Below are 19483 nucleotides of genomic sequence, written 5' to 3'. Positions count from 1 at the left end.
GTCAGGCGGAGACCTCGCTGCGGGTCATCGGGAGGAGGGGCCACTTCTGGGACAGCCGCATCGCCGCCTCCGTCACCGCCGGCTCCTTGGCCGTCATGAGGAATCCGTCGAGGTAGCGGTGGGCCGCCGCCTCGTGGAGTTCACGGGTGGCCCGCACCCTGTCCTCCGCCGCGGCCCTGCGGTCCTCGCGCCGGGCGTCGGCCGTGTCCGCAGTGACCCGCTCGCGCTCCGCCTCGACCAGGCTGAGTTCCCGCCGTCGTACCAGCTTGCCGCGGCGCTCGATCGCCGTGCGGTAGGCGTCCAGGTGCGGGTGCTCCTTGCACAGCGCGAGCAGGAAGCCGATGCCGCCGGAGAGGACGAGGAGGGCGACGAACAGCCAGGTCACCGTCCACGGTTCCAGGTCCAGCCGCTCGATCAGGCTGCCGGCGGCGGTGTCCGTGCCGGCGGGGCGGAACCCGTCGGAGGCGGGCGTGGGCTCCTCGGTCTGCATGACGTACTTGGCGCGGACGACACCGAGCACGCCGGTCAGGAAGACCCAGACACCCAGCAGGGACAGTGCGGGGAACCAGACCGCCCGGAACGAGCCCGTCTCCGGTCCCCGTCGCAGCACCAGGCCCGCCAGGTGAGGCAGCACCACCATCACGGCTGCCGTTCCCACGGCGAGCACACCGGTCTGGAGGTCCACATTGACGTTGCCGATCCCGTGGAACGGCTGGTAGGCCACCCAGTAGATGGGCAGCTCGACCGCGAGGATCAGGCCCAGCAGACCCCACCTCATCCAGTCCGGGACGGCGGGCCGCTTGTGGAGCCCTTCCCACGCGCGGGCCAGTCCGGCCCCCGTCGACGCGGTGGATTGGCCGGGGTTCCCGGTCCGGGGCGGTGTCGGCGTCTCAGGGGTGAGGGGGGGCTGTCCCACGTTTACCCACTGTTGGTCCCCGGCGACCGGGTTTCCCTGGACGCCGGACGTCTCGCCGTCCTCGCGCTCCGTCTCGCCGGCCGGGTCCCGGGGCTGAGGGTCCTGCCCGTCGCGGCCCTCCAGCGCACGCCTCTCCGCGCGCTCGCGCAGTGAGTCACGGAAGCGGTTCCAGCCGGTCGAGCGCATCGCAAGCAGGTCCAACTGCCGGGTGGTGGTGGCGATCTGCTCGTCGGCCCGGGCCAGTTCCCGGTCGAGCAGCTCCACTTCGGCCCGGAGCCGCGCGGCCTCGGCGAGGGCGTGCGCGTCGTCGTGCCTCGCCTGTCCCTCGGCGTGGTGCGACTCCTCACCGAAGCGCCGGATGACCCTGTCCCGCATCGACGCCAGTTCGGCGAAGTACGGAATCCGGTCGTCGCTCTGCAGTACCAGTGCATCCAGCGCCCCGCTGCGGGCGGCGGCGGCGCCGCGGCGTTCGGCGTCGTCCAGGAAACGTCGCTCGGCCCGGATGTTCAGCACCGCCGGGCCGACGGGCTGGGGGACCGGCCGGGCGCCGTCCCGCCGCCCCCTCGGCACCCGCCGCCGGGATCCCTGGCTTTCGGTCTGCGGAGCCGACCGGCGCCACCGGCTCGGCCGGGGCGGCTCACCTGTAGTCGTCGTGGACATGGGCCTGCGCCCTCCCTTCCAGCATCTCGGCCCAGAAGGCCTCGAAGTCCTCGCTCTCGCTGGGTTTGCCGTCGTACTGCATGCCGAGGCCGACCGGGTAGACATGCATGCCCTTGAGCCCGGGCAGGCCCCGCTGTTTCACCAGGGTGTCGAGGGCCGTCTCCCGCTTCTGCGCGGTCGACAGGTCCGCCCGGGAGATCTTGAACTCCTTGTCGGCCTGGGCGAAGTCGCTGACGACCAGCAGCTTGGCGTCCGGCCCGTCCCCGGGCATGGTCTCGCTGATGCGGTCCAGCGCTCCCCAGACATCCGACCCGTTCTGGGTCCGTGCGCACTCCAGTTCCTCGAGCGCCTTCCTGCCGGCGACGCCTCGGGACTTGGCGCGCGCGCTGTCCTGGTTGGTGGTCTCGCTGCCGGGCGGGTCGAGATCGACGTTTGACACCTGGCAGGACGAGGCTTTGGAGGAGCGGGTGATGGGTGCGAACTCCACCGTGCCGCACTTCTGTTCTTCGAGGAACGGCATGAGGCTGTTCTTGAGCTTCGCTTCCGCGTTGAACCCCTTCTCGGTCGCGGAACCGGAACCGGATCCGTCGATGACGACGCCGCACGGGATGGTGAGCGGGTCGGGCTGCGAGGTGCAGGAGACCAGCGCGGCCAGCAGCCCTACCGCGGGGGCCACGGTGGCCACGCGGCGGAGTCCGGGCGCCCGTCGGCTGTCAGGGACTGAGCGATGCACGGTTCTCTTCCTTCCAGGAGTTCCAGGAGTTCCAGGGGCCCCAGGGGTTCCCGAGGCTCCGGGGAGCCCGGACGCGTCGACCGGGCGGAGGGGCCACGGGGCCACCGCCGGGGCGAGGACGCGAAACGCCCTGCCGCAGGGGATGTCCGCAGGTGGTACATGGTCATGGGCCTCCGTCTAGGCCCGCTGCCCGGCGGCGGCGCCCGGCTGCTGGGTCCGCAGGATGGCCAGCGCCTGGACCACCGGCGGACCGGTCTCGTCCCGGCCGCGCGCCGCGTACCAGGAGTCGGAGTCCAGCCACTCGTCGATCCGGTGCCAGGCCGGGTCCAGTGCCATCGTGCCCGGCAGCCATCCGGCCGGGCGGAGTTCGTCCATCTGCGGTTCGGCGTCCGCAGCCGTGCGGCGACGCCCCCGCTGCCAGGCCGAGTCCCAGTAGCAGGCCAGCAACTGGTTTCCCTCGTCGACGAGTTCCTGCGCCTTGGTGCGCTGGACGTCGGCCGCGATGTGCCACTCGGCCACCATCCGGCCGTAGCGGGCCAGAGCGGCCGGGGCCGGCCGGCCGCGTTTCGTGTACTGGGTGACGACGCGGACCGATTCCGAGTGGATCGTCGTAACCAGTCCGCTCCGGCTGTGCAGCAGTTTCCGGAGCAGCTGCGAGCAGCCGCGCTCCACCTCGTTCCTGATCCCGACCACGTAGGGCGGCAGCGCCAGGTCCGCCGGGGCCCTGCCGGTGCGGGCGTCGGTCATCAGGGACACCAGGTCCGCCGCATCGCGCCTTCCGTGAAGCCGGGCGCCGGTCCTGGAGAAGAAACCGAGCTTCGCCCTTCGAGGACGGCCCCCCGTCCGACCGGAGAAGTTCGTCATGGAACAGCCTCCAATTTCCGTCCGCGTGGCTCCCTGAGAGAGATCCACGCATCGAGAGAGTAGCTGAATATCGGACCGGAAAAGGGCCGGTTCCAGGCGGAATTGATCATTCCTCACCAGCAATCCGAAAAACGCCCGGAGGTCGCCCGGGCGACGGCCGGAGCATGGTGAAAGCGTGGTTGCGCGGGCCGAGTCCGGGCGCTGATACTGCTTGCCGGTGTGACGGAGGGGAGTTCATGAAAGTCCGGATCAGCGGCACGCATTTCCCCCTGGGGACCCTCGGGCCGGGACAACGGCTCGGTATCTGGTTCCAGGGCTGCGGACTGGCCTGTCCGGGCTGCATGTCCCGGCACACCTGGGCTCCCGAGGGGGGAACCGCCGAGGACGTCTCCGGCCTGCTGCGGATGTGGGAGGAGTCACTGGGCAGGGGGGCCGAGGGGCTCACCGTGAGCGGCGGTGAGCCCCTCGACCAGGCGGACGCGCTGACCGAACTGCTGCGCGGCGCCGCCCGGATCAGGGACCGGGCCGACGGCGGGGCGGCAGGGGCCGACCTGCTGGTGTACACCGGGTACGAGCCGGACGAGCTCACGGCCGCGAGACGCCGGGCGCTGCGCGGCGCGGACGCGGTGATAGCCGGCCGGTTCCGGGTGGAGCGGCCGACCCGGCTGGTCTGGCGCGGCTCGGCCAACCAGTGCCTGCGCCCGCTGACACCCCGGGGCGAGACCCGGTACGCCCCCTTCCTGGCGCGGGAGAGCACGGGCGGCAGGCTCCAGGCGGTGGTGGAATCGGGGCCGCCCGTCGGTGTGCGATTCCACGGCGTGCCGCTGCGCGGCGAGCTCAGGGCCGTGGAGCAGGGGCTGCGACAGGCCGGCGTGACGCTCAAGGACCCGAGTTGGCGTCCCTGAGGAGCTCCGCGAACTCGCGCTTGTGGGTCACCAGCAGCACGGACCAGCTCGGGTCCCGGCGCAGCTCCTCGCGGACCGCCCCGAGCAGTTGGGCCGCGGCGTCGGCGGCGGGGAGACCGCCGCGCCCGGCGCCCAGCAGTGGGAAGCAGATGCTGGTCAGCGGGAGCGCGAGCGTCTGCCGTTCGGCACGGGCCAGTTCGAAGGATCCCCGGACCGCCTCGGTCACGGTGCCGGGGGCGACGTGGTAGCGGCTGCCGTGGTCCACGGGGGTGGCCACGGCAGCGTGGTACACGCGCCGGATGCCCTGCCGGGAGAGCGCTCCGGCGGAGGTGGGCACGACCGTGCCCGGCCGTACGGCGAGGCCGGTCCGGCGGTTGGCGTGCAGCCAGACCGCCAGTTCGCGGGCGAGGACGTCGTCCACCACCTCGCCGTCCGTGCGTTCGGCGGCTGCTCGCCGCAGGGCGCCGGAGACGGTGGGCCGGAAGGTCTTGGACATCTCCAGGTAGACGTTCTCGGAGGAGACCAGGATGTCCATGTCCCGTATCCGCTCGATGGGGGCCAGCCGGACCGCGACGCTGCCCAGCGCCGGACGGGAGGCGGCCGGCACCGGGCGGAGGTCACCCGGCGCCGGTCCGGCGAGCGGCGTGGTGATGGCGGCCCGCGGCTCCGGCCGGCCGCCGTCAGGGGCGCCGGACCTGCCGTCACCGGGCGCGCCCGACCGGCCGGACCTGGCCAGGGTGAGCACCGCCGAGGCCAGGCCGTCGAGCACTTCGCGTTCCTGGCTCTTGCGGAAGCGCTCCGTGCTCACCCCGTACACGCCTGCCGCGGCCTTGCGCCGGTCCGAGGCGGCCACGCCGCGACGGAAGACGAAGAGACCGAAGGAGTGCGCGGCGGCGCGGGCCAGCGGATCGCAGTCGTCCGTGTCCCGCAGTTCGCCGCCGCCCAGACGTCGCACCGCGAACCCGAGCAGGTCCTCTATACCCTCGAGTTCGTCGTCGGCGTCCGCGCAGAAGCCGGCCGCCACCGCGGCCGCGCGCAGACCGTCCCGGGAGCAGTGCCGCAGCCGGGGAAACCCGAGCCGTCTCAGGCACCTCAACTCCTCGATCAGCTCCTGATGCGAAGGCAATGCGTCCATGAGACGCATGGTAAACCCGCTCCTCCCCGACTGGAAAATACGATTATCCGGAAATGGCATTCCGGTGAGGGTGAAGAACTGGATGATCCGCTCGGCAGCTCCCCGCCCAGAACTCGTTCCACGTTCCGTGCCGTGAACCGTCGAATGCGGTGCGGGCACGTGGACCACGTGGATAACCTCTTGATCCCCGCGCCGATTCACGACCGCGGGACGGGCATATTCATCGGAAGGTCGGGCCATGTCGACCACTGACCCCACAGATTTCGTTCCCCCCGAGGACGAGGGCTTCTCACGGGCCCACCAGGTGGAGACCCGGCGGGTCACCTCGGACGTGCCGCCCGCACTGGCGAACCGCTTCTCCCTGCTCAGAGTCCTCCAGACCGCCGAGCGACCCTCCCAGGCCGTGGTGCTCAGGGTGCGTGACCCGAGGAGCGGGCACCCCGACGTCCCACTGGTGCTCAAGTGGTACCACCGCATGCACGCTCCCGGCCCCGAGATCGGCCGGACACTGCTCGAGGCCGGGCGGGTCCCGCCCGGGAGGGGCACGCACGTGGAACACCTGCTGGAAACCGGACGCGCCGACGGGCACCCCTACCACCTCTACCGGTCGCACGGCGAGACGCACCTCGGTGACTACCAACGGGAACATCCCGGTCCGATGGCCTTCGAGCAACTGGAGCTGGTCGTCGCCCAGTTGTACGCCGCCGTGTCGTTCCTGCACGACGAGGAGGTCGTGCACCGGGACATCACCCCGGACAACATCATGATCCAGGCGCAGGGGGGCAGCCCGGAGATCACGCTGATCGACCTCGGCGCGGCGGTGTACCGGCCGGACGAGTCGACCCGGTACTTCGACTGGCGGGGCAAGCCCCTCTACCTCGCCCCGGAGGCCGCGTCGCGACTTCAGACCGTCTCCCCGGAGGCGGACTGGTGGTCGGTGGGTATGGTCGCCGCCCAACTGGCCCTGGGCCGTCCCCTCATGGATGAGCGGGAGGACAAGGCCGTCATGGAAGCGCTCGCCACCCGGGACCCCGACGTCCACCGCCTCGACCACCGCCGTGTCCGCATGCTCTGCACCGGGCTCCTGACGCGCGACCCGGAGAACCGGTGGGGCGCCCGGCAGGTGGGGGACTGGCTGGGCGGCGGGTCCCCGGACACCGCGCCCCGGGGGTCCGGGTCCGCACGGGGGACGGCGGGCCCCGGCCCGGAGCCGGACCCCGTCACCCCATTCCCCTTCGTCGGCGAGCAGTTCACCCTGCGGGAGGCGCTGGCCAGGGCCCTCGACCACTACCACGTCGCCGCGGACCAGTTGCTGGACGACGACGACAGGCGGTCCGAGCTCGTGCGCTGGCTCTCTCAGTTCGCCGAAGAGGAGAGCGAGACCGGACGGCGCGTCCTCGCCGAGCTCTGCGAAGCCCTGGGGCGGGCGCCCACCCCCGATCTCACCACCCGGCTGATCAACTGGCTGGGCCCCAGGCTCGAGGCCGGCTGCTGGGGGATGCCGCTCACCGTCCGCGGTATCCGTGACCTGTCCCGGGCCGTCCGGCAGAACGACGGCGCGGCGGTCCAGCTGGCCGAACACCTCTGCAGGCACCCGGAGATCCTCAGCGCTCTGGCGCACCGCCCCCTGGGCGAGGGTCTGGACGAAGCAGCCGCCCGCTGGCAGTCACTGCGCACCGGGTGGCCCCACCTGACCCGCGAACTTCTCGCCGGACCCGACCTGCGGCGGCTGCCCCGGGTGCGGCACGCCCTGCGGCAGACGACCGGCGTGGACACCCTGCTCCTGGAACTCGCCCGTGAACCCGAGCGCGTGGAGGCCCGGCTGGCACACGAGGCGGCGAGGTTCGAGGGCAGCCTCCCCCGGGGGGCGGAGGTTCCCTGGTTCAGCCGGCTGCTGCGGCCCGTCGACGACGACGGTCTGCGCCGCCTGCGGCTCGTCGCCGCTCACCGGCTGACGGACCTGGCCGCCCGGGACGCCGACGCCCGCTACGAGAGACACCTGCAGGACGAGGCCGAACGGCAGCTGCGGGAGGACCAGGACGGAGCGATCGCGGTCCTGCAGTGGCTGGATCTGCCCGCCGCCCTGGGCTGGGCGCTGCTCGGAGCCACGCTGGTCACCTTCCCCTACAGCTTCCTGATCGGGCTGGCCGACGTATTCGCCTGGGCCTCCCAGGACCAGGTGGTCGTCGCCTGGCTGTGGAGCCTTGGACTGACGCCCGCCGTTTTCGCCGCCGAACTGTTCACCGCGAACTGGATCCGCCCGCCCGCCTACCACCCGCGCCATTCCCTGGCAGGCCTGATCATCGAGCGCGCGGAGCGCCCCGCTTCTCTCGTCCTGTCCCGCAGGTCCCGCTGGGTCCTCGGGGCACTGTTGTTGCTCGCCGGGTGCGGGCTCGTCGTCGGGACCGTGATGTACGTGCCGTGGCTGTGGCCGGCGGTCTCCGCGGGCGCGGTGGTGGCGTGGAGCGTCCGGCGGTGCCTGGCCTGGAGCAGGAGCGGGCGGGGGCACAGAGGGCACAGGGGGCGCCACAACGGTCCGGCGGCTGTGGGGGGCCGTACTGTACCGCCGCAACGGGGCACCCCCGCAGCACCTGCCCCCTCGACCGGGGACACGTCGGGGAACCGTATGACAGGAGCCGGCCGGTGAGTGAAGCGTTCGCCCAATTCCTGGAGACCGGAGTGATGCCCGGCCTGGACTTCGTCCCGCCGCCCGCGCCCCTGCCGCCACCCCTCCCCGACCCCAACGAACTTGCCCACACCGGAGCACTGCACATGGACGGCACGACGGAGGAAGTCGCCTCGCGACTCGGAGAGTTGGCCACCGAGGCCGCTCAACAGGCGGCCGACGCCGCTCTCCAGGTGCTGGGCACCCTCAGCGGGGCTCTGCTGGCCGGCCGGGCCGCGCTCGCGGCCACCAAGGTGCTGGCCGGCGCGGCCGTCCGCGCTGCTGAGGAACAGCGTTGCCTGGAGCGGCAGGAGAAGGTCTCCGCCGATGCGGCGGAGCAGTGGCGGAACGCGGCCTTCGCCGCCGCCCGCGCCAACGCCCGCCGCAGCGCGCTGGGTGCGCGGATCACCCGGGCCGCGCGGACGGCGCCCGGCGAGCCGCCGCCCCACCCCGACCTGCCGGGCCCGCTCGACCCGGCCGCCAGCCGTCTGGGCGACTTCCGCTGCGAGCTGGTCCGCTTCGACCGGGCGCTGGAGGCCGCCGAGAAGGTCCACGCGGCCTGGGAGGCCGAGGCTCTCCTCGCCTCACTGGCCGGCAAGGACGGCGAGGACGGCCCGGACTGGCAGGACGCGCTGCGAGTCCGGCAGGACGAGATGGCCCGCGACCGGCCGGCCGCCCAGGACGCCCCCCTCCCGGTGCCCGAGCCGTCGCGTGCGACCGGTCCGGTGGACGAGGCCGCCGTCCGGGACCAGGGCGCCGGCATCCTGGCCGCCCTCGACCCCCAGGCCGACGCCGAACTGGTCAGGATGGCCGCGGAAGCGGTGGGCCACGCGGTGGCTCACGCCACCCGCCCGCAGCGGTCCCGTCGGCACCTGCGCGAGGCGCGGACCTTCGTGGCCAACGCCAACCGCAAGGTGTGGAAGCTGCGCCGCGAGGTCGAAGAGGCCGCAGTGCAACTCCACTTCCTGACCCTGCCCCTGCCCGACGATCAGGACCTTCCCGATCCGGACCCGCAGGCCGTGGCCGCGCTGCGGAAGTGCGTCGACGACCACGTCCTTCCGACCTCCGACGAACGGGACCTGGTGGAGCGCAGCACGACGGCACGGTGCGCCGCTCTGGAAGCCCTCTACCTGAAGCGCCAGTGCACCGGCGTCCTGGCCCGGTTGGCCATGACCACCGCCGGCGACCTGCGCGTCGGCCACACCGACGACCATGCCGTGACGCTCGACTGGACACCCGGGGACTGGGGCCCGGGCCACTGGCTCAGGATGGAGCTGCGCGGGGAGACCGTCCAGGTTGTCACCATGCGCCTGGCGACCCGGGGCGAGCGGCGGTCCGAGGATCTGGAGCGGGACGCCCGGCGGTGCGAGGAAGCGGCCGTCCGCCTGGACGAGTTCAGGGCGCTGGCCGCGGAGGCCGGGCTCCCCCTGGCCTTCGAGATGCAGCGCGGCGAGGTGCTCGCGGGTACACCTGTCGCACCTTCCGTGCCCGACGCGATCGGATCGGATCCAGCGCCCCGGAAACACCGGACAGCCCCCGGCCCCGGCCGTACGTGACCGCTCGGGGCGCCCTCCCAGACCCGCCCGGCCCCGCACTCCACGGAAGGTTCACCCATGGATCTGCAGAAGACGAAGGACGACGAACTGCCGTTGTTCGTACAGGAACTGACGGGCACGCTCGGCGTGCACTCCCAGTACGTCCTCTACGGCAACATCCACGATCTGCACCTGGTGCGCAGCAACGGCAGGGACCGGCACCACCCCTTGCTCGACGTGGTGTGGAATCCCCTGCTACGGATGGGCTACCAGGTCCTGGTGGGCTGCGACCAGATCAACGGCCTCAGGATCCTCTACGCCGCTCCCGAGGTCGAGGAAGCCGCCAGGACCCTGTTGCCGCCACGGCAGTTCCCCGGGGCCGACGCGGCCCAGCAGGAGAAGGTGAGCGCCGAACTGCGGAACATCGCCTCCGGCTGGGCGGAGGAACGCAGCAGGGCGCGCGGCGACGGTGTGGGACTTCCGCCTCTGCGGGCCGCTCTGGTGGTCGAGCACGCCTCACGGCTGGTCCAGGACGTCACCCGGCTCACCCCGGACGAGCGGGACTTCTTCCTCTCCTGTCTGCAACTCGCCGACCTGGCGAAGCGGGTACGGGACCCGAGGCGCACGGACGGACGTGACCTGTTCAACCCGGTGATCTGGCTGGCCGAAGGGGAGCGTGACCTGCCCAACTGGTTCATCTCAGGGAGCGAGCGCATCCGCCCGATCGCGGTTCCCCAGCCCGACGCCGACGAACGTCGCCGTATGGCCGACCTCCTGCGCCGGGACTTCCGGGCCAGGCAGCGGACGTCCGCGGTGCCCTCCGGCGATGTCCTCCAGGAGGACAAGGAGGCCGTCGAGGCGGTGGCCCGGGCGGCCGGAGGGATGACGCTGAGGGCGATGCGGGAGAGCCTCGACCTGGCGCTGGACCGGGGCCTCGCGTTCCGTTCGATGTCCGACGCGGTCCGGATCTACCGCCTCGGCGTGGAGCGGAACCCCTGGAGCCGGGAGGAGGTCCGTCGGCGCATCCTGCGAGGTGAGGACCCGGACGACGAACGCTCGGTCCCCCGGCGGGTGCTGGGCCAGGAGGCTGCCGTGGCCAGGACACTCGACATCCTCAAGCGCGCGGCCCTGGGCCTCTCCGGTGCCCAGGCGTCCAGTCCCGGCCACCGCCCGCGCGGCGTCCTCTTCTTCGCGGGTCCGACCGGCACGGGCAAGACCGAACTGGCCAAGGCCGTCGCGGCGGTCCTCTTCGACAACGAGCAGGCGTATCTCCGCTTCGACATGAGCGAGTTCTCCTCCTCGCACGCCGCCGACCGGCTGGTCGGGGCGCCCCCCGGTTACGTCGGGTACGAGGCGGGCGGTGAACTCACCGCTGCGGTGCGGCAGGATCCCTTCCGGGTCATCCTCTTCGACGAGATCGAGAAGGCCGACAAGGGGGTGCTGGACAAGTTCCTCCAGGTCCTTGAAGACGGCAGGCTCACCGACGGCCAGGGAGTCACCACCTACTTCAGCGAATGCGTGCTGATCTTCACCTCCAACCTCGGCGTGCAGCGCACCGATCCGCAGACCCAGAAGCGGGAGTGGGTCGTCGAGCCGGGCACGGAGTACTCCGAGCTGGAGGCGACGGTCAAGAAGAACGTCAAGGAGCACTTCGAGCAGGTCATCGGCCGGCCCGAGCTGATGAACCGGATCGGCGGCAACGTCGTGGTCTTCGACTTCATCTCCGAGGAAGTGGCGAAGGAGATCTTCGACCTCCAGGTGAAGAACATCCAGCGGCAGCTCGCGGCCGAGCACCGTGTCGTCCTGGACATCCGTGAGGACGCCCGCGCCACGCTGTTGCGCCGCTGCACCAACGACCCATGGACGGGCGGGCGGGGCATCGGGATGGCGCTGGAGACCGACTTGATCAATCCGCTGGCCCGGGCGCTGTTCGCCGAGCCGGGCCTGGGCGCGGGCACCACCGTGGTGGTGGCCGGTGTCAAGGAGCTCCCGAACGGCCAGGTGGAGCTCCTGGTGGACTTCGGGAAGGAGGCCGTCACAGGGTGACGGTGAACGAACGAGACCAGGACGATGAGGTCGAACCGGAGTCCGGTCCCGAGCCCGAGTTCGAGGACGACGGCTGGATCTCGCTGTTCGAGAGGCCCCTCACACCTTCCCGGTCCGAGGACGAGGGCCGGGGACGCTGCACCGAAGGGTGCTCCGCACCCCCACCGCCGCCGGAGGCGTCGCGGCCCGACCCGGAGGACGACGGCTGGGTCTCCGTCGCCCCCGGGACCGTGTCACCTCCGCGTCCCGCCCGGGCGGACAACCCGCGTACCGTCCAGGGGGAGAACGTACAACTCGCCCTGCAATTTCGCGGGTTGAACGGACAGCTGCTCCTGAGCCGCGGGCAGACGGTACGTCTGGGCCGCAGCAGGAGCTGGGCGACGCCGGAAGCGGCGGAGATCCTGGCGGACGAGTCCACGGTCTCCGGGCAGCACGCCAGAGTCGAGTACGCCGAGGACGGCACGGTCTGGCTGACCGAGGTGGCGGAAGGCTCCACCAACGGCATCCGCGTCAACCAGCAACAGGTCCTCATTCCCGGACAAGGACTGCGGATCCGCACCGGGGACACGGTATGGCTCGGCCCGCACGTCAACTTCCTGGTACGTGGTGGCGGCCCCCGGCCCGGCCCGGACGACACCGGACGGACGCCTGGCGTCTGAGTGACCTTCCGGCGCTCGGGAAGCGGAGGCCAAGCGGTGCTGAGGGCTGGCGGCCACGGAACGCGGGCGAGGCGATCGACGGTCCGCCGGGGCGTGGCCCCGGCTGTAGCGGTCCCCGTCCATGTGACAGGACCCGTGGCGAGGGACGTCCGGCCGCTCCCCTGACACGGAATCGACGATCCCGCCCGGCCTGCTCGCAAACCGGGCGGGATCGAAGGTACGCGATACCTCTCCGCGTCAGGCCAGACCGAGGTGGACAGGGCCGCCCGCGGCGGAGACGCCGTTGAGCACGCTGGACGGAACGCGTACGACGCGCCCAGGAGCGGCGGGCCAGGGCAGGGTACGGCGGGTGAGGGTCCTGCCGTCCTGGCGGACGGTGACCTTCGGGACCCGGATGAACTCGTCGGTCCACAGCAGAAGCCGACTGCGGGCGGGCGCGGGGTCGCCGGAGCGCAGGATCTGCGGGGCGATCCATCGCAGTGGGCTGTCGGCGAGCAGCCGTACGCCGTCGCTGGGCTGCGGCCGGCCGTGTAGGTGGTGGTTGACCTGTTCGGCGACGTGCTTGCCGTCGAGGGCGGCGACGTCGGCGGTGTCGACAGGGTGCAGGAGGTTGCCGACGGCGAAGACGCCGGGGCGGCTGGTGCGCAGCGCGGTGTCGGTGACCGGGCCGAGGGTGCCGGGATCCAGGTCGAGGCCTGCGCTGCGGGCCAGTTCGTGCTCGGGGATCCAGTCGCCGGTGAAGACGACCGTGTCGCACTCGACCGTGCGGCGCTTCCCGGTGTCGAGGTGTTCGAGCTCGACGGCCCGGCAGCGGCCCTTGCCGAGGACACGTGTGACCTTGGTACGGGTGGCAACAGGGACGCGTAGGACGGTGCGGCCGGCTGCGTTGAACACTGCGTACGATTCGGCCTTGGGGTACTGGCTCACCATCAGGGCCGGGGTGCATCCGGCCTCGCGGAGGGTGACAGCGGCGGACCAGCTGACGAGTTCGCCGCCGACGATGACGGCACGTTTGCCGACGTGCTGGTGGTGGAGGTGGACGAGGTTCTGCAGCTGGCCGGTGGTGTAGACCCCGTGGGGTCGGTCCCCGGGGATGCGGCGCGCGGTGCGGGGGCGTTCGCGGGCGCCTGTGGCAAGCACCAGGGCGCGGGGCCGGATCCGGTAGCGGCCCTCGGGGCTGGTGACGTCCACGGTGGTGTCGTCGGCCCACCCGGTGACCATGCTACGGGTGCGGATCTCGGCTCCGGCTGCGGTGGCCTTCTCGGTGAGGAGACGCGCGTAGGCGGGGCCCTTCATGACGCGGCGCAGGTCGCGCAGGCCGTACCCGGTGTGGTCGCTGTGGCGGGGGATGCCGCCGGCCTCGGCTTCGCGGTCGACGACGAGCACACGTCCGGCGCCGAGGCGGCGCAGTTCGGCGGCGGCGGTCAGGCCGGAAGGGCCGGCGCCGATGATGAGGACATCGGGGGTGATCACGGGGGTCTGCTGGTCGTTCATCGGTTCGCCGTCCTTCAGGCCTTGGCGCAGCCGTCGTGGGGGTGGTGCTGAGTACGCAGGGAGTCGACCGCGGCACCGCAGAAGAAGCCCTGGCAGCGTCCGTTCATGGCTCGGGTGCGGCGGCGCAGCCCTTCGAGGTTGCGGGCGGGGACGGGCGCGTGGAAGGCGTCGCGGATCTCGCCCTCGGTGACGCGCTCGCAGAAGCACACCACGGTGCCGTAGGCGGGGTCCTCGGCGATGCGCTCCGCGTCCTGGTAGGGGCGCATCGTGGCCTCGCCGATGTTCGGCATCCGCGGGGGACCGGGCAGCTCGGTGCGCGGGCGCAGGGGCAGACCCGCTTCCTCCAGCAGGCCCCGCACGTGCTCGGCGATGGCGATACCGGCGGTCAGGCCGGTGGAGCGGATTCCGCCGACCAGCAGATAGCGCTGCTCGCAGCTCGCCTCGATGAGGTAGTCGCCGTGGTCGATGGCGGCTCGCAGGCCCGCGTAGCCGGCGGTGACCTCCTCGGCCAGCAGGCGGGGCATGAGGCGATCGCCCTTGCTCAGCAGGAACTCGTAGCCGCTCTCCGAGGTCCCGGTGTCCGTAAGGTCCTCGAGGTCCTCGGCGGTGGGGCCGAGCATGACGTTGCCGTAGATCGTCGGTGAGATCAGGACGCCCTTGCCGAGGGAGGACGGCACCGGCAGGACGATCTTGTGAACCAGGGGGCGGGCCATCTTGTCGAAGACGAACAGCTCGCCGCGGCGCGGAGTGACGGTGAAGCGGTCGTGGCCGAAGAGCCGGTCGATGTGATCGGCGCCGAGCCCTGCCGCGTTGACGACCCAGCGGGCGGTCACGTCTCCCGCGGAGGTGTACAGAGTGGTGGCGTTCTCCCCCTCCTCGATGCCGGTCACCCGGTGTTCGAGCAGGATCGTGGTGCCGCGTCGTGTGGCGTCCGTGGCCAGGGCGAGGTTCGTCGTCCAGGTGCAGATGATGGACTCGTCGGGCACGCTCAGGCCACCGAGCACGCCCTCGCCGAGGTGGGGGAGTACGTGGTAGACCTCGTCGGCGTCAACGATCTGGCAGCGGTCGTAGCCGTTGGCCTCCGCCTTCTCCTTCAGCCCCGGGAGCGTGGCCAGTTCCTCGTTGTTCCAGGCCACGAGGACGGCGCCGGTGTGCTCGACGGGGATGCCGGTGGCCTTGGCGTAACCGTTGAGCAGGTGGTAGCCACGGGCGACGAGCCGGGACTCGAGGGTGCCCGGTTCGGCGTCGAAGCCGGTGTGCAGGATGGCGGTGTTGGCCTTGCTGGTGCCGTCGCCGACGTCGTCGCGGGCCTCGACGAGCACGACGTCGAGGTCGTAGCCGGACAGTTCGCGCGCGATGGCTGCGCCGACGATGCCACCGCCGATGACGGCGACGTCGTAGCCGCCGTCGTGGGGGGATGCGCTGGTGGCGGTCATGTGTGTACTCCTATGCCGGCGCAGGCCTCAGCGGCCTGCGCCCTTGTGGTGCGGAACTCCGTGGCCCGCGCTGCGGGCCGACGGGGTTCGTAGACGGTGGTCGGCAGCCAGTCGCCGACGGCTTCCTTCAGGCTGAGTGCGGGACCAGGGCGCAGCGGGCCGGCGCTGCCGCGCCGAGCGGTGTCGCGTGCGCGGACGGGTGGATCCGGAACGGCAGTTGGGCGATGTCGGCCTGTGCCTGCATGAGAGCGGCGCTCCCGGCCAGGCTTCCGTCGACGCGCATCCGCGTCAGCGGTCGCCCGGTGCGCCAGATCGTCCGCATGCGCGGACAGTTCACGGCAGACGTCCTCCGCGAGATGGTCCTGCCAGACGATCGCCGGTGTGAGCGGGGTTCCGGTCGCCGAATCCCAGGCCAGGACGGTCTCGCCCTGATCGGCGAGCGCGACGGCGTCGAGGGGGAGGCCCGCCGAGCTGACCGCGCGCCGCCCTGGACGCCCGAAGTCGAGCTTGCCGCTGACGGCGCCCACGATGAACAGGAGCGCGGTCACGCCGATCAGCTGCATTGTCACAGCCACATTGTTGACCTTGTGCGTGGTACGCGTGGACAGGACCACGAGAATTGCCTGAAGGAGAACGACGGGCGGTGATCGCCCACGCGTTCTGCGCTGCCGTGTCCACGTACTGGTACGGCTCCGGCAGAAGCGATCGTCCAATCCACGACGACATCCAGGAACCAGGCCGGGCGGTGTCTGCGACCTGGCGAGCTTACGTGGGATTGAAGGAAGAACGTGCGGTGTCGCACAGCCGGTCGCCCCCTGCGGTCCGAGGACTGACCGCTGCCGCGTGGTGTCAGGTGTCGAACCGCACTCCGCCGAGTGCCTTGACTCCTTCGGGGTCGTGATGGTCGAAGATGTGGCTGCGGCCTGTGTCCAGGGCGGCGATGTGTGTCATCTCGTCGTCGGTGAGCTGGAAGTCGAACACATCGAGGTTCTCTGCCATCCGCTCGGACCGCACCGACTTCGGGATCGCGACGACCTCCCTCTGGACCAGCCAGCGAAGGGCGATCTGGGCGACGGACTTATCGTGGGCGCGAGCGATGTCGACGAGTACGGGGTTCTCGAAGAATCCCCGGCCGCCCTCGGCGAGTGGTCCCCAGGACTCGTGCTGGACGCCGTGCTCACGCATCAGTTTGTGGTCGTCGGCGCGCTGGAAGAACACGTGCGTCTCGATCTGGTTGACCGCGGGGACGATGTCGTTGTGAGTGATGAGGTCGGCGAGCCGGTCCGGGTAGAAGTTGCTGACTCCGATCGCCCGGGCGCGGCCGTCCCGGTTGACTTCCTCCATGGCTCGCCATGATCCGTAATAGTCGCCGAAGGGCTGGTGGATCAGATAGAGGTCGAGGTGGTCGAGACCCAGCCGGTCGAGCGAGCGGTCGAAGGCGTGCCTGGCACTGTCCTCGCCGTAGTCCTGAACCCACAGCTTGGTGGTGATGAACAGTTCGTCGCGCGGGATTCCGCTGGCGGCTACGGCTCGGCCGACGGCTCGCTCGTTCTCGTACGCTGCGGCAGTGTCGAGCAGCCGGTAGCCGGCTTCGAGCGCGGCCTCAACTGCCTGCTGGGTCAGGTCTTCGGGAATCTGGAAGACCCCGAAGCCGAGGATCGGCATCTGTACGCCGTTGTTGAGGGAAACCCGGGGCATCTGTCCGGTCATGGATGAAACCTTTCTTTCCGGCCGGCGGGGGTGTCCGTCGGCCGGGCATCATGGCTGGGTCAGCGGTGTCTGATGCCGACCTGTGCGGCGGGGGCGAGGGTGGGGTCGGTGACGGGGATGTCGCCGAGGGCTTGGTCGATGGCCGTCAGCAGGTCGTCGGACAGTTCGATGCCGGAGGCGGCGGCGTTGCTGTGAACCTGTTCGGGGCGGGAGGCGCCGGTGATGGCGGAGGCGACCTCGTTGCGGCGCAGGACCCAGGCGAGGGCCAGGGTGGGCATGTTCATCCCTGCGTTCTCGGCGATCGGGGCGAGGCGCTGGACCGCTTCGAGGGTGGCGTCGCTGTAGACGAGGTCCTGGGAGACCGCCATGTCGGCGGAGGCGAACCGGCTTCCTTCGGGGACGGGCTGTCCGGGCTTGTACTTGCCGGTGAGGACGCCCTGGGCGAGAGGGGACCAGACGATCTGGGAGATGCCGTTGGCGGCGCAGAGGCCGAAGACTTCCGCTTCGGGGGCCTGCCACAGCATGGAGTACTGCGGCTGGGAGGAGACGAACAGGTCGGGGCCGGCGATGTCGACCCCGGCCTGGATCTGTTCGGGGGTCCATTCGCTGAAGCCGAGGTAGCGGGCCTTGCCCTGCTCGACGACCTTCTGGAACGCCTCGACGGTGTCCTCGATCGGGACGGCGGGGTCGAAGCGGTGCGCCTGGTACAGGTCGACGTAGTCGGTGCGGAGGCGGGTGAGGGAGGCGTTGATCTGCTTGGCGATGTGCGAAGGTGACAGGCCCTGGTCGGCCGGGTCGTCCGACATGGGGCCCCAGACCTTGGTGGCCAGGATGTAGGAGTCGCGGGGGTGGGCGGAGAGGATTTCGCCCCAGGCCGTCTCGGCAGCTCCTTGTCCGTAGACGTTGGCGGTGTCGAAGAAGTTGATGCCGGCGTCGAAGGCGGCTTCGGTGCAGGCGCGGGTCTTGTCCGCCTCGATGCCGCCTGAGTAGGTGAGCCAGGACCCGAGCGAGATCTCCGAGACTTCCAGGTCCGAGTTGCCGAGCTTGCGGTAGCGCATGGTCGCTCCTTGTCTGTCGTGGAAGGTGCTGGTGACGGGATTCGCCTCAGCGGCGGAGTGCTGCCGGTTGCAGGGCCGGGTTGAGGAAGCTGCTGTCGGCGGGATTGATGACTGTGCCTGGGGTGACGATGTCGTCGATGCGGTCCAGGACCGCCGGGTCCAGGATCACGTCGGCGGCGGTCAGCTGCGACTCCACGTGCGCGAGGGTGCGCGGGCCGATGAGGGCCGAGGTGACCGCGGGGTGGTCGAGCACGAAGGCGATGGATATCTCGAAGAGCCGGAACGGCCCGCTTCGGTCTAACCGCAGGAGACCTGACCCACGCACCACCGGAATCGTGCTGCCCGCACCCCGCGGTACGGTCACCGCACAACCCAACCGGCTGTTGACTCTGATGCCTGATGTCGCGCATGCAGCACCGCACCGAAACAAGTGAGCCACGCCTTGCCGGCCCTTCCAGCGCTCGATGCGTGTCATCTCTCGTGATTGACAGGAGTCGTTGGGGGTAAGCGCTCGCAAGCCAGTGCTTTCATTGGTCAATGTTCCGAAAACAGGCTAATGCCTGCGTTTCCGATTCACCAGGCGACTGCTGGCCTGCTGCCTGGGCACGCCCCCGACTTGGTCAAACGGTGGTGCGGCTGTTTGTGAGACAAGGAATCACCCGGTTGGCGGCCGCGCCGCAACGAAAAAGTTTCGCAGCGAACCTGCTGAACGCCGGAGGTTGCTGTGCCCTACCGGGGTGTGTCGTACCTCCACTTTCAGTGGACGTCTATACGAAGGGTCTCCTGTGGCCTGGGGGAGGCCGTCGGCCTATCATGATTCGTCAGGGGACCTGAAGTGAAACAAAGTGACGATGCTGAGGCGTCTGTCGGCTGTTATCCTGAATGGGAATTTTGTAAGGCGTCTTTTCTGTAGCGAATTGGATGCGCAATTCACTGGTTCGCGCTTTTATCTGAAGGGGCTTCACGCGCTTCCTTCGGGAAACGCTCCCGCCGTGTGCACTGCGGTGAGACGGAGGTGTGGATTCATGGTGAGGCCAACGGAGCACATGGAAGAGCCCACGATCGAGGATGGTGCTTCGGCGTGGCGTATTGCACGTGATTCCCGCGTGCTCGACGTGAATTCTTCCTACAGCTATGTGCTGTGGTGTCGTGACTTCGCGGCAACCTCCGTGGTCGCCCGCGATGCAGGGGGCAATGCCGTCGCCTTCGCGACGGGGTACATCCGACCTGAGCTGCCTGGCACGCTCGTCATCTGGCAGATTGCCGTGGATGAGGATCGACGCGGTCGTGGTCTGGCCGGGGCCATGCTGGATCACCTCACCGGCCGCCTGCGGTCTCGGGGCATCCTCCAGCGCGTGGAGACGACGATCAGCGCGGAGAACAAGGCGTCACACCGGCTGTTCCTCTCATTCGCCGAGCGACACGGGGCGTCACTGGAACGCAAGCTGTTGTTTCCCTCACGGCTCTTCCCCGACGCACACCAGTCCGAACACCTGTACTGCATCGGGCCACTGGCCCAACCGCCTGTCCCGTCGTCCGTAGCCAGCACTAGGAGCGCGTCATGACGCCTATCCCGCCCGCCCTGAGTGTCTTCGAGAGCCTGGAATCGGAAGTACGGAGCTACTGCCGCGGTTGGCCCGCGGTCTTCGACCGTGCGCAGGGTGCCC

Annotated in this window: 15 protein-coding genes and 1 pseudogene; 6 read left to right on the top strand and 10 right to left on the bottom strand. The window is 70.5% G+C overall.

Features of this window, described 5'->3' with window-relative positions; all coding sequences use genetic code 11:
• Window position 1: 1 nt before the first annotated feature.
• The 3 genes from ACWD04_RS31045 to ACWD04_RS31035 form a co-directional block, all read right to left on the bottom strand.
• Complete coding sequence (locus ACWD04_RS31045) at window positions 2-1576, bottom strand: hypothetical protein (protein WP_451137075.1); 1575 nt, start codon at window positions 1574-1576, stop codon at window positions 2-4.
• Window positions 1554-2309: a hypothetical protein gene (locus ACWD04_RS31040; protein ID WP_451137074.1), complete on the bottom strand. Its 756-nt coding sequence runs from the start codon at window positions 2307-2309 to the stop codon at window positions 1554-1556. Before ACWD04_RS31040 ends, ACWD04_RS31045 begins: the two co-directional genes overlap by 23 nt.
• Window positions 2310-2486: 177 nt before the next feature.
• The gene (locus ACWD04_RS31035; protein WP_451137073.1) at window positions 2487-3056 is read right to left on the bottom strand and encodes a hypothetical protein; all 570 of its coding nucleotides are present in this window, start codon (window positions 3054-3056) and stop codon (window positions 2487-2489) included.
• Window positions 3057-3409: 353 nt separating this feature from the next.
• Between ACWD04_RS31035 and ACWD04_RS31030 the strand changes: the two genes are divergently transcribed.
• The gene (locus ACWD04_RS31030; RefSeq protein ID WP_451137072.1) at window positions 3410-4078 is read left to right on the top strand and encodes a 4Fe-4S single cluster domain-containing protein; all 669 of its coding nucleotides are present in this window, start codon (window positions 3410-3412) and stop codon (window positions 4076-4078) included.
• On the opposite strand, the gene ACWD04_RS31025 is transcribed toward ACWD04_RS31030, so the two are convergent.
• The gene (locus tag ACWD04_RS31025; protein WP_451137071.1) at window positions 4053-5213 is read right to left on the bottom strand and encodes a macro domain-containing protein; all 1161 of its coding nucleotides are present in this window, start codon (window positions 5211-5213) and stop codon (window positions 4053-4055) included. The genes ACWD04_RS31030 and ACWD04_RS31025 overlap by 26 nt on opposite strands.
• Window positions 5214-5451: 238 nt before the next feature.
• On the opposite strand from ACWD04_RS31025, the gene ACWD04_RS31020 reads away from it, so the two are divergent.
• The 4 genes from ACWD04_RS31020 to ACWD04_RS31005 are packed head-to-tail and all read left to right on the top strand — an operon-like array spanning window position 5452 to window position 12118.
• Complete coding sequence (locus ACWD04_RS31020) at window positions 5452-7860, top strand: serine/threonine protein kinase (RefSeq protein WP_451137070.1); 2409 nt, start codon at window positions 5452-5454, stop codon at window positions 7858-7860.
• Entirely contained in the window at window positions 7857-9434 is a 1578-nt protein-coding gene (locus tag ACWD04_RS31015) for a hypothetical protein (protein ID WP_451137069.1), read from the top strand. The genes ACWD04_RS31020 and ACWD04_RS31015 overlap by 4 nt, the downstream gene beginning before the upstream one ends.
• Before the next feature lie 57 nt (window positions 9435-9491).
• Window positions 9492-11459 carry an AAA family ATPase gene (locus tag ACWD04_RS31010; protein ID WP_451137068.1) on the top strand — a complete coding sequence of 656 codons (1968 nt, stop codon included), beginning with the start codon at window positions 9492-9494 and terminating at the stop codon, window positions 11457-11459.
• Window positions 11456-12118 (top strand): FHA domain-containing protein, encoded by a 663-nt coding sequence (locus tag ACWD04_RS31005; protein WP_451137067.1) that lies wholly within the window; start codon window positions 11456-11458, stop codon window positions 12116-12118. Before ACWD04_RS31010 ends, ACWD04_RS31005 begins: the two co-directional genes overlap by 4 nt.
• A 237-nt stretch (window positions 12119-12355) precedes the next feature.
• Here the strand turns inward: ACWD04_RS31005 and ACWD04_RS31000 are convergent, their stop codons facing one another.
• The 6 genes and pseudogenes from ACWD04_RS31000 to ACWD04_RS30975 all read right to left on the bottom strand — a co-directional run bounded on the left by ACWD04_RS31000 (window position 12356) and on the right by ACWD04_RS30975 (window position 18141).
• Complete coding sequence (locus tag ACWD04_RS31000; RefSeq protein WP_451137066.1) at window positions 12356-13612, bottom strand: NAD(P)/FAD-dependent oxidoreductase; 1257 nt, start codon at window positions 13610-13612, stop codon at window positions 12356-12358.
• Window positions 13613-13626: 14 nt separating this feature from the next.
• The gene (locus ACWD04_RS30995) at window positions 13627-15048 is read right to left on the bottom strand and encodes an FAD-dependent oxidoreductase (protein WP_451137065.1); all 1422 of its coding nucleotides are present in this window, start codon (window positions 15046-15048) and stop codon (window positions 13627-13629) included.
• A 308-nt stretch (window positions 15049-15356) separates the two neighbouring features.
• Window positions 15357-15536, bottom strand: a pseudogene (locus ACWD04_RS30990) (FGGY family carbohydrate kinase); the annotation flags it as partial.
• 361 nt (window positions 15537-15897) lie between these two features.
• Entirely contained in the window at window positions 15898-16746 is an 849-nt protein-coding gene (locus ACWD04_RS30985; RefSeq protein ID WP_451137091.1) for an aldo/keto reductase, read from the bottom strand.
• 71 nt (window positions 16747-16817) lie between these two features.
• Window positions 16818-17816, bottom strand: coding sequence for an aldo/keto reductase family protein (locus tag ACWD04_RS30980; RefSeq protein WP_451137064.1), 999 nt, complete (start codon window positions 17814-17816; stop codon window positions 16818-16820).
• A 46-nt stretch (window positions 17817-17862) separates the two neighbouring features.
• On the bottom strand, window positions 17863-18141 hold the full coding sequence (locus ACWD04_RS30975; protein WP_451137063.1) for a hypothetical protein: 279 nt from the start codon (window positions 18139-18141) through the stop codon (window positions 17863-17865).
• 700 nt (window positions 18142-18841) lie between these two features.
• On the opposite strand from ACWD04_RS30975, the gene ectA reads away from it, so the two are divergent.
• Window positions 18842-19381: a diaminobutyrate acetyltransferase gene (ectA, locus tag ACWD04_RS30970; RefSeq protein WP_451137062.1), complete on the top strand. Its 540-nt coding sequence runs from the start codon at window positions 18842-18844 to the stop codon at window positions 19379-19381.
• The last annotated feature ends 102 nt before the right edge of the window (window positions 19382-19483 follow it).

The organism is Streptomyces sp. NPDC002911 (genome assembly GCF_053591835.1).
The sequence above is the reverse complement of the archived record's forward strand: the minus strand, read 5'-3'. Positions and strand labels throughout refer to the sequence as shown.